The sequence below is a fragment of the Gammaproteobacteria bacterium genome (genome assembly GCA_032250735.1).
Taxonomy (GTDB): Bacteria; Pseudomonadota; Gammaproteobacteria; order SZUA-152; family SZUA-152; genus SZUA-152.
Window position 1 is genome coordinate 1 of sequence record JAVVEP010000052.1, and the last position, 10,409, is coordinate 10,409.

Sequence of the window (10,409 nt, forward strand, 5' to 3'; positions counted from 1 at the left end):
GATCAGGACATCGGCATCCAGACCGCGCGCCGCGCCATGGAAGAGCCGCTGCGCCAGATCGTCTCCAATGCCGGTGACGAGCCGTCCGTGGTTATCAACAAGGTTATCGAAGGCAAGGGTAACTACGGTTACAACGCCGCCACCGGAGAGTACGGCGACATGATCGCCATGGGCATCCTGGACCCGACCAAGGTCACCCGCACCGCGCTGCAAAACGCCGCGTCGATTGCCGGCCTGATGATCACCACCGAAGCGATGGTGGCCGACCTGCCGGATGACGCTGCGGCGACGCCGGCGCCGGACATGAACGAGATGGGGATGATGTAGCATTACCCCCCACCCTGAGACTTGAGAACACGAGCCACGCAAACGCTCCCGCCCAGGTTACTAACAAGAAACGAGAGAACGTATGAGCGAACCATCACAATCTGAACCCAACACACTGTTTATTGAACTAACCGGATCGGGCCTGCCCGAGGTTGATGGCCTGTATGTGCCTTCCGAAGCCCCGCCCACCAAATCTGAGTCCGGCACCGTTTCCAGTCCGGGTTACTGGAATGGCAAAATGGCCTGGGACCGCGCCGATGGCAAGGCAGCCAGAAACCCCGCTATTTCCTACTCCAATAGCTATCAGTCCTGGCGTATCAGCCGGCTCGATGGTCATCTCGCCTACGAAATCACCTGCGATGATGTACTGCCGCCCACAGATAGGGAATGGAATGTCTACAAAATGGGGGTCGCGCCCGCGCCCAGTGTGGTCATCCACGACGGCGATCCGAGATAAGCCTGCCGTGATCCCAATGTGGCCGCTGCATCAGTAGCATACCGTTTTGTTTCACCGATCATTTTTTATCTTTACTCACCAAGGAGTCTTACCCGTGCTGGATGATCTCAAACACCGTTTTTCCCATCCCGATGTGCGCTTCTATCAAAACGATCAGTTAATCATGATCGAGCTGAACAACCGCCACGGCGCGGCCACCCTGACCACCCATGGCGGCACGCTGCTCGGTTACCGGCCCACCGGCGGCGAGGAGGTGATCTGGCTCAGCGAGACGGCCGTGTATGATGGCAGCAAGCCGGTACGCGGCGGCGTGCCGATCTGCTGGCCGTGGTTTGGTCCGTATGATCCCGACACCATGGGCGCGGACCCGACCGACGCGGCCAAAAAAGGCCACGGCGTGGCCCGTTACGAACTCTGGGAGGTGGCCTCGGTACGCAGTGTCGACAACGATGCCACCGAAGTGGTGCTGCAGCTGGAACCCAATGATTCGATTCGCCAGGCCTGGCCGCTGCCGTTTGTGTTGAAACTGGTGGTCACGCTCGGTGAAAAGCTCACTATGGAACTGATCGGCGAGAACCGCAGCAATCGCGACTGGGTGGTCTCCGAGGCGTTTCACACCTATTTCCGGGTCGCCAATGCCGACGGACTGACGCTCGAGGGCCTGGACGGGGCCACGTATATCGACAAACTGCATGACGGCCAGCGGTTCACCCAGACAGGCCCACTGTCGGTGACGACGCCGATGGAGTGCGTGTTCGTCGATCACCCCGATCAGGTAATCCTCGAAGACAGCAGCAACCAGCGCCAGATCGTGATGCAGAAGACCAATAGCGCCAGCACGGTCGTCTGGAACCCGGGCCCCGAAGGCGCCAGAGGTTTTGCCGACATGCCCGACGATCAGTACGCGCACATGGTCTGCGTCGAGGCGGCCAATGCGCTGGATAACGCCTATACCCTCAAGGCGGGAGAATCACACAGCATGACGATGACCCTCGCGGTGCGTTAGCTCGACCTTGCGGCTCACGATCAGGTTGAGTTCGCGAAGTCAGCGCCCCGTGGCGGGCACCAGGGGGTTTACCGATCGGTGTACAGCGCCACGGCGGCCCGCGCCAGGCAATGGTAAACTGGCGCGCGTGAAAAACAATGCTGCCCTGTCTGCCGATCCCATCGCCTGCCCCTTATGCCGTCATCCCTCCGATTTCTTGTGCGCGGATCGGCGTCGGCGTTTTTACCACTGCCCGCAGTGCGAGCTGATCAGTGCCGATCCCGCCAGTCATCTGCCGCCTGAGGCGGAACGGGCCAATTATGATCTACATCACAATGACCCGGCCGATCCCCGTTACCGGGCCTTTTTGAACCGGCTCGCCGAACCGCTACTGGCGCGGCTGCAACCGGGGATGGTCGGTCTGGATTACGGTTGCGGTCCCGGGCCGACCCTGAGCGGCATGCTGCGCGAGGCGGGCATGGTGATGCACGATTTCGATCCGCTCTATGCGCCGGATGACACCTTGCTGGCGCGCGAATACGATTTTGTCACCTGCACCGAGGTGGTGGAGCATTTTTGCGATCCGGGCGCGGCCTGGCCGCAACTGGCGGCGCGGGTGCGCCCGGGCGGCTGGCTGGGGGTGATGACATGGAAGGTGCCCGATCCCGAAGCGGCGGCGTTTCGTGGCTGGGGCTACAAGGGCGATCCCACCCACGTCAGCTTTTACCACGCCGACACCTTCGAGTGGCTGGGGCGTGAACTCGGGTTTGCCGTGGAGACGATCGACGAACGCGTTGTCCTGATGAACAAGGTAGCGGCCGGGCAATGACGCATTTTGGTATCCAGGTTACACTTGCAAGTAGCCTTCTTGAGGAAAAATCTTTGTAGGCATGCCCTATCCTGGCTGTCTCGTTGCAACGCGCTTGAAACAGGCCATTTGTGTCGAACTGCCGTAAACACGATCGGAAGGACCGATATCCCGATAGCAAACGCCGTAACCGTGGCGCTCGGCCACGCCGCCGCACCACGCCCGAAACTGCGCGCGGGTCCATTCGAAACGGTGGCCGGGATGTCGGCGCGCGCCGGGCGCCAGTCCATGCAAGGAATTGCACTCCCTGTTCGGCGTGGTGATAAAGACCAGCGCGGGCATGATGCGGCCGAACAGCGCCCGCTCCACGCGCGACAGCCGGCCGGGATCAATATGCTCGATGGTTTCCAGCAGCACGGCGGCGTCGATATCCATCGTAGCCCAGTCAGTTTCCTCAAAGGAGCCCAGAGACACCTGCAGGCGCTCGTCGGGCTGCAACAGGTCCAGCATCAGGCGGTTGCGGGCATGCGCCAGTGCCGCGGCATCGATGTCGATACCGATAAGTCGGTTGCACTGGTCGTGTTCACGCAGACATTGCAGGAGTTCACCACAACCACAGCCGAGATCGGCCACATGCCGCGCGCCACTGGCGAGCAAGGTATGGGTCACTGCTTCGAGGCGGAGTCGGTGTAACGCGGTTGCCATTACGAAAAAACAGCTAACGGACTTAACATGGTGGGCATTATCCCCATTACCGGGCGGTCGTGCCAGACCGAAACATTGAACGAAATGATATAAGGAAGCTCTGCATAAGTGTGCAGAGCTTCCGTGCGGGGCAGGACGCCCCGCCGCGCCAATCATGTAAGTGATTGAAGCGCGTGGGAAAGCACGGACACGAGCTGCGCTCTCCAACTCTGCAAAAGTCCAGGGAGGGACTTTTGCACAGTTTCCATAACTAAATAGACGAAAATACCGAGTTTTATTCACTAAACGGTGCCACCGCCGGAGCCGGCACCAGCAGCAAGAAACGCCAGTCCCGCAACCACATCGCGGCGTAACCAGTCGCGGACATAGGGTGACTGGCGGCTCTCAGCAGGCAGTTCCCCGCAGTGGGCCATTGAGCAACCAGAGCATCTGCGGCTAGAACAGCGCCTCGCCCAAGCCACCCCCCCCCAGACCTGTGTCTTCTCCCCGTGCAACAAGTCTGGCAACATCTGGCTGTCGTGTACATTGGCCGCCACGGCGTGGATCATCCGGTTCTTGCTGTCCACTCCGATGTGCGCCTTCATGCCGAAGTACCATTGGTTGCCCTTCCGGGTCTGGTGCATCTCGGGATCCCGCTGCTTGTCGCGTTTCCTGGTCGGGCTGGGCGCGCTGATGATGGTGGCGTAATGGTGCCGGTGCTGACCTTCAGCCCATTCTCCTGCAAATACTGGCTGGACAATTCGAACAGGCACTGCCCCAGGTTATGGGCCTCCCGCAGGTGGCGGAACTTGAGAATGGTGGTCTCGTCCGGTACAGACTCCCGGCCCAGATCGATGCCGACAAAGCGACGCATGGCCCGCGAATCCTACAAAGCTTCTTCCATCGCCGAATCCGACAGGTTGAACCAGTGTTCCAGAAAGTGAATCCGCAACATGCGCTCCAGCCCCACCGGCAGCCATCCCGCCCCTTCGGGCCTGGGATAGAACGGCTCGATGACCACGCACAGCTCCTGTCAGGGGATCACCGTTTCCATCCGCAAAAACTGTTCCCGACATGTCTGCTGGCGGTAGCGTACGAAGGCTTCATCGGCAAAGGCCTGCTGGCGCATGCGGGTGGGCTCCTGGCGGCTTGAACAATAGAGCATATTATGCGCGAATCGACGGTTAAATCAGAGAATCTTTAAGGAACCTCTGAATAAGTCATACCGGCGAATGCCGGAACATACGCACGTAGTCCGTTGAACGCCAAAGGCGGCCCGCAGGGTGAGCGAAGCGAATAATCCAGAAACTATCTGATTTTACTGGACTGCGGCCTTCACCGGAGTGACGAAAAGGCACTTAATCAGGGCATCCTCAAATGATTCTGGTTACACAGGGCGACGATAGCCACCAAGCACACCTCGCCTGGAATAAACGAACTGCCACAACTGAATATCTCGGGCACGAAACGCACCGGCACAGCTCAATAGATAATAACGCCACATACGATAAAAGGTCTGGTCCATTTTGTCGCTGAATTGTGGCCATGCGGCCTCGAAATTCGCATACCAGGCCATCAGGGTTTTGTCATAGTCCACGCCGAAATTGTGCAGGTCTTCCAGCACCAGCAACCCTTCCGCCGCCCGGGTGATCTGGGTCAGGGCCGGCAGATCCCCGTTGGGAAAGATGTATTTGTCGATCCACGGATCCGGTGCGGTATGCGTTTCATTTTTGCCAATGGTGTGCAGCAGCAGCATGCCGTGATCGGCAAGACAGCGCTTGGCCACTTCCATGAAAGCACGCAAATTTTTTCGGCCAACGTGCTCGAACATGCCGACACTGACGACTCGGTCGTATTGACCATAGGTCTCGCGGTAGTCTTGCAGCAGAAAATTCAAGGGCAGATCCTTATAGCGCTCTTTTGCCCATGCAGCTTGCTCTCTGGAAATGGTTACTCCATCGCAGCTGACACCGTAGTGTTCTGCAGCATAGCCCATGAAACTTCCCCAACCACAGCCGATATCCAGAACCTTCATGCCGGGTTTCAATTCGAGTTTGCGACAAATCATATCGAGCTTGGCTTCCTGCGCCTCTTCCAGGTTGTCGGCATCCTTCCAGTAACCACAGGTGTAGGTCATGCGCGGGTCGAGCATTGCCGCATAAAAATCGTTACCCAGATCATAATGCGCCTCACCCACATGCCAGGCACGGCGTACTGTCTGTAAGTTCAGAAAACGCGCACGCAGATCCTGTAGCCATATGCGCGCCGAACCAACCTCCTTGTCCAGACCAGCCTGAAGTATGCGATTAAAAAACTCGTCCAGCTGCTCGACATCCCACTGCCCGCGCATATAAGCCTCGCCCAGGCCCAAATTGCCGAGCAGGGCGGTTTTGCTCAGTACCTCGGGGGAATAGAGCTGAATATCCCATGGCCTGTTGCCGTTTATCTGGATATCCGCCTTCTCCAGCATGGCAGACATCTTTCTGAACAATTTACTGTCATCTTGGTGGAACATGTCACTACTACGTACGTTCATCAGTAACTCCCGCTTATAAATAATTCGCTACGGGAAATTCCATTTTCCCGCTAACTAAATCGGCATGATTGTCTAGGGAAGCTCTGATTAAGTCAGAGCTTCCGCGGCACATGAATGTGCCGCCATTTTCAATGGCTGATAAGCCATTGAAAATGAAGAAAACAAAAAATGACATTTTTTGTTTTCGTGGTCTGAGAGGTCCAGGATGGGCTTATTCAGACCTTCCCTAGATAGTCCTCAGCGCAGGATTAGCAGCGGTATTTGTGCCTGCATGACCATGCGGGTGGTGGTGCTGCCGATAAAGAAGCGACGCAACACAGAATGCCCAAAGGCCCCCATCGCCATCAGATGAATATCATGCTCACCGGCGTAGTTGCAGATTACATCCAACACCTCACCGCTACGGATGGCTGGAATGACATCAAAACCCTGCGCAGCCAGCTTATCCCCGGCCTGCTCCATTTTTACCTGATTGCCGCCATTACCTTCTGCCACCATCAGCAGATGGACGGGCAGCCCCTTGAGTAACGGGCTTTGCGCCACCTTGTCGACAACCTTCTCGGCGCTGGCACTACCGTCATAGGCGATCAAGAAGCTTTGCGGCTGCACATATTCCAGTGGTGCGATAAGGAGTGGGGTTTTCAGGATACGGATCAGGCTTTCCAGGTGGCTGCCCACGTGGCGTTCGACCATATCTCCATCCTTGCCCTGCTTGCCCAGCACCACGAGGCGTGCTTCGCCCTCTAAATCGTTCAGAACCTCGGTTATACGGCCGTGGCGCAGCAGACGTTCCACCACTTCAATCCCCTGTCCCTTTACCCGTTCAAGGGCATCGGCGAGTATGGCCTTGCCCTGCTCACGCAGCAGGCGGTTGCGCTGCTCCTCCAATTCGACCATGTCATCCAGCAATTGCTTGCGATTCCCGACGACGAGGTTGCCACTGTAATCGGGCTCCTTGTCAGCATGGAGGGTACGTGCCACATGCAGCAGCGCCAAGGGTGCACCCAGGCGCTGGCTGGCCCAGGCGGCGTGGTCGCAGACGGACCCGGAGGAACGGGAGCCGTCGATGGCGGCGATGACTTTATTCATTTTCATGTCTTCTCTTAATGACCGCCCATCAGTTTTTCGACGGCATCCGGTTTATCGTGGATGGCGAAGCGATCGACGATGGTCGCGCTGGCCTCATTCATACCGATCAACTCTACCTCGGTGCCGTTACGGCGGAACTTGATCACCGCCTTGTCCAGAGCATTGACTGCGGTGATGTCCCAGAAGTGGGCCTGGCACAGATCGATCTCGACCTTGTCCACGGCCTCACCAAAGTCAAAGGACTCAATGAATTTATCGGCCGAAGCGAAGAAAACCTGGCCCACCACGCGATAACGGCGGGTATTGCCATCCTCGCTCAGGTCGGAGGCCACGTACTTGTACTGGGCCACCTTGCGGGCGAAGAACATCGCCGCCAGCAACACCCCGACCAGTACGCCATAGGCGAGATTGTGGGTAAGCACCACCACTAATACCGTGGCGACCATCACTATATTGGTTGTAAGAGGATGCTCCTTGAGATTGCGCAGAGACTCCCAGTTGAAGGTGCCGATAGCGACCATGATCATCACCGCCACCAGCGCCGCCATCGGGATCTGCGCCACCCACTTGTCGAGGAAGACCACCATCAGAATCAACACAATCCCCGAGATCAGCGAGGACATACGGGTCCGCCCACCGGATTTGATGTTAATCACCGACTGGCCGATCATCGCGCAACCTGCCATACCGCCCATGAAGCCAGAGGCGATATTCGCCACACCCTGGCCCTTGCACTCACGATCCTTGTTACTGGTGGTATCGGTGAGGTCATCCACGATGGTGGCGGTCATCAGCGACTCCAACAGACCAACCACAGTCAGGGAAAGCGCATAGGGCAGGATGATGAGCAGCGTCTCCAGATTCAATGGAATATCCGGTAGCAAGAACATCGGCAGGGTGTCGGGCAGCTCGCCCATGTCGCCAACGGTGCGAATATCCACGTTCAGCACCATGGCGAACACCGTCAGCACCACAATGGTCACCAATGGCGAGGGCACGGCCTTGGTAACCATGGGCAGCAGATAGATGATCGCCAGGCCACCCAGGGTAAAGGCGTACACATACCATGTGACCCCTTCATAAAACAGTTCAGGCAACTGGGCCATGAAGATCAGGATCGCCAAGGCATTTACGAAGCCGACCACCACCGAGCGTGAGACAAAGCGCATTAGCGAACCCAGCCGGATATATCCGGCGATGATCTGTAGGATCCCGGTAAGGATGGTGGCGGCAAGCAGATATTCCAGGCCATGTTCCTTGACCAGGACGACCATCAGCAACGCCATCGCGCCGGTGGCACCGGAGATCATCCCGGCACGACCGCCGGTAAAGGCGATCACCACCGCAATACAGAAGGAGGCATAGAGCCCCACCTTGGGGTCGACCCCGGCGATAACGGAAAAGGCGATCGCCTCGGGGATCAGCGCCAGCGCAACCACGATCCCGGCCAGGATGTCGCCACGGAGATTGGAAAACCAGTTTCGTTTGATAACATCGAGCATATATAACATCCCGCCCAGCATAGCTGCGTATTACGTCGGGCGATAACAGAGTAAAAAGGGAAGGCATAGGCCTTTGATCAAAAATAATTATGGCGCAGCAAAACAAGTCCGACCTGCAGAGGGGAACAGAATAAGTGGCGCTAATTAGGTAACACGATAGAGCCGTTACATCACAGAAAAAAAACGTTCTGAATCAACGGAAATCGAGATGATATTATTCATCGCCGCGAATTATAAAGATTTGGGTGCCTGAACACAAGAACAGTTATTAATTTAACTTATTAAATATGGCCCGATAAGCCGTATCAGGGAAACTCTAAGAAATTCAGCTACCGTGGCAACGCCACAAGCAACTACAACCCAACAAAGAGCAGATGAGTTTCAAACGTGCAAGCGCAACGCTAACTTAAATGTAACGTCACCGCATGAATATGGAGAAAACGAACCACGCATGAGTACTGTTGAAACCGAAGAAAAGGCCCGCCTGGAAGATTGTCAGGCGAGCATCCGCAATGCGCTTGGCGCTATCGATACACGCCTTGGCGACTACGCCCGGGAGATCCAGACCCGCAAGGAATACCTGTGGGAGGCGCGGCGCGATATGGATCACATCGAAAAGATTGCGGTGCGCCAGACCATCGAGCAGACCCTCGACTCCGCCGAGATGCTCCAGGCCCAGCAGCAAAAACTGCACAAGCTGCTGCGCTCGCCCTACTTCGGCCGCTTCGATTTCCACAAAAGCGGCGCAGCGAAAACTGAACCGATTTACATCGGCGTGCACCATTTCCACGACGAGGCCGCGCACGAAACCCTGGTCTATGACTGGCGTGCGCCCATTGCGTCCATGTTCTACGACTACGAGACCGGCCCGGCCCGCTACCAGGCGCCGGCGGGCGAGGTCGAGGGCCAGGTGACGCGCAAGCGTCAGTTCCGCATCCGCGACGGGCAAATGGAGTTCGTGATCGAGTCGGGCGTGCACATCGTCGATGACGTGCTGCAGGAGGAGCTTAGCCGCGCCAGCGGTGACGAGGGCATGAAGCACATCGTCGCCACCATCCAGCGCGACCAGAACGCCATCATCCGCAACGACGACGCCCACACCTTGATCATCCAGGGCGTGGCGGGCTCCGGCAAGACCTCCATCGCGCTGCACCGCATTGCCTACCTGCTGTACCGCTTCAAGGACACCTTGAGTTCCGACGACATCCTGATCATCTCGCCCAACCGCGTGTTCGCCGACTACATCGGCAACGTGCTGCCGGAGCTGGGCGAAGAACAGGTGGCCGAGATCGGCATGGAGGACCTGGCCGCCGAGCTGCTCGACCACCAGTACCGCTTCCAGAGCTTCTTCGAGCAAACCGCGCAACTTCTGGAGAAGAACGACGAGGCCCTCAAGGCGCGCATCGTCGCCAAAGCCTCGCCGGATTTCCTGCGCCAGATCGATCGCTATGCCGAAGAACTGGAAAAGCGCTCTTTTGAAGCTGCCGAATGGCGCACCGGCCGCAAGATCGTGCCCGACTGGTTCTTCGCCGAGACCTGGCAAAAGCATCGCGGCGTCAAGCTCACCGAGCGCATCGCCCGGCTGGTCAAGGCCACCGAGACCCAGCTTGGTATTCACTACAACTACGATCTGCGTACCGACGAGCGGCAATCGTTGCGCGAAGCCATTCGCGGCATGGTGCGCACGATGACCCTGCGCCAGGCCTATCAGGGCCTGTTCGAGTGGATGGGGCAGCCGGAGCTGTTCAAGCCGGCGGGCGGCAAGCTCGAATACGCCGATGTGTTTCCGCTCATCCATCTCAAGATGCGCCTGGAGGGCGTCCGCAACCCCCGCCCGGCGGTGAAGCACCTGCTGATCGACGAGATGCAGGACTACACACCGGTGCAGTACGCCGTGCTGGGCAAGCTGTTTTCCTGCCGCAAGACGGTGCTCGGCGATGCCACCCAGTCGGTCAACCCCTACAGCAGTTCCACCGCCGACCAGATTCAGCGCTCGCTGCAATCGTCCACCCAGGTCAAGC

General features: G+C 57.8%; 8 protein-coding genes and 2 pseudogenes. 5 read left to right on the forward strand and 5 right to left on the reverse strand.

Features of this window, described 5'->3' with window-relative positions; genetic code table 11:
- The 4 genes and pseudogenes from RRB22_15520 to RRB22_15535 form a co-directional block, all read left to right on the forward strand.
- On the forward strand, window positions 1–327 hold a 327-nt coding region (locus RRB22_15520; protein ID MDT8385812.1), incomplete at its 5' end, for a TCP-1/cpn60 chaperonin family protein.
- A gap of 82 nt (window positions 328–409) precedes the next feature.
- A pseudogene (locus tag RRB22_15525) lies at window positions 410–781 on the forward strand (adenylate kinase).
- A gap of 97 nt (window positions 782–878) precedes the next feature.
- Window positions 879–1,790: a D-hexose-6-phosphate mutarotase gene (locus RRB22_15530; protein MDT8385813.1), complete on the forward strand. Its 912-nt coding sequence runs from the start codon at window positions 879–881 to the stop codon at window positions 1,788–1,790.
- Between the two features lie 127 nt (window positions 1,791–1,917).
- The gene (locus RRB22_15535) at window positions 1,918–2,598 is read left to right on the forward strand and encodes a class I SAM-dependent methyltransferase (GenBank protein ID MDT8385814.1); all 681 of its coding nucleotides are present in this window, start codon (window positions 1,918–1,920) and stop codon (window positions 2,596–2,598) included.
- A 66-nt stretch (window positions 2,599–2,664) separates the two neighbouring features.
- Here the strand turns inward: RRB22_15535 and RRB22_15540 are convergent, their stop codons facing one another.
- The 5 genes and pseudogenes from RRB22_15540 to RRB22_15560 all read right to left on the reverse strand — a co-directional run bounded on the left by RRB22_15540 (window position 2,665) and on the right by RRB22_15560 (window position 8,388).
- Window positions 2,665–3,282: a methyltransferase domain-containing protein gene (locus tag RRB22_15540; GenBank protein MDT8385815.1), complete on the reverse strand. Its 618-nt coding sequence runs from the start codon at window positions 3,280–3,282 to the stop codon at window positions 2,665–2,667.
- A gap of 464 nt (window positions 3,283–3,746) precedes the next feature.
- Window positions 3,747–4,390: pseudogene (locus RRB22_15545) on the reverse strand (IS5 family transposase).
- Window positions 4,391–4,648: 258 nt separating this feature from the next.
- Window positions 4,649–5,776, reverse strand: a complete 1,128-nt coding sequence (gene cfa, locus RRB22_15550; protein MDT8385816.1) for a cyclopropane fatty acyl phospholipid synthase — start codon at window positions 5,774–5,776, stop codon at window positions 4,649–4,651.
- Window positions 5,777–6,034: 258 nt separating this feature from the next.
- Window positions 6,035–6,892, reverse strand: coding sequence for a universal stress protein (locus RRB22_15555; protein MDT8385817.1), 858 nt, complete (start codon window positions 6,890–6,892; stop codon window positions 6,035–6,037).
- Between the two features lie 8 nt (window positions 6,893–6,900).
- Window positions 6,901–8,388: a SulP family inorganic anion transporter gene (locus RRB22_15560; protein MDT8385818.1), complete on the reverse strand. Its 1,488-nt coding sequence runs from the start codon at window positions 8,386–8,388 to the stop codon at window positions 6,901–6,903.
- A gap of 451 nt (window positions 8,389–8,839) precedes the next feature.
- Between RRB22_15560 and RRB22_15565 the strand changes: the two genes are divergently transcribed.
- The coding region (locus tag RRB22_15565; GenBank protein MDT8385819.1) for an AAA family ATPase at window positions 8,840–10,409 on the forward strand (1,570 nt) is incomplete at its 3' end.

Bases quoted from the DNA above. Each gene is read 5' to 3' on its own strand.
- RRB22_15555 (MDT8385817.1), bottom strand. From the start codon at position 6,892: ATGAAAATGAATAAAGTCATCGCCGCCATCGACGGCTCCCGTTCCTCC.
- RRB22_15560 (MDT8385818.1), bottom strand. From the start codon at position 8,388: ATGCTCGATGTTATCAAACGAAACTGGTTTTCCAATCTCCGTGGCGAC.
- RRB22_15540 (MDT8385815.1), bottom strand. From the start codon at position 3,282: ATGGCAACCGCGTTACACCGACTCCGCCTCGAAGCAGTGACCCATACC.
- cfa (MDT8385816.1), bottom strand. From the start codon at position 5,776: ATGTTCCACCAAGATGACAGTAAATTGTTCAGAAAGATGTCTGCCATG.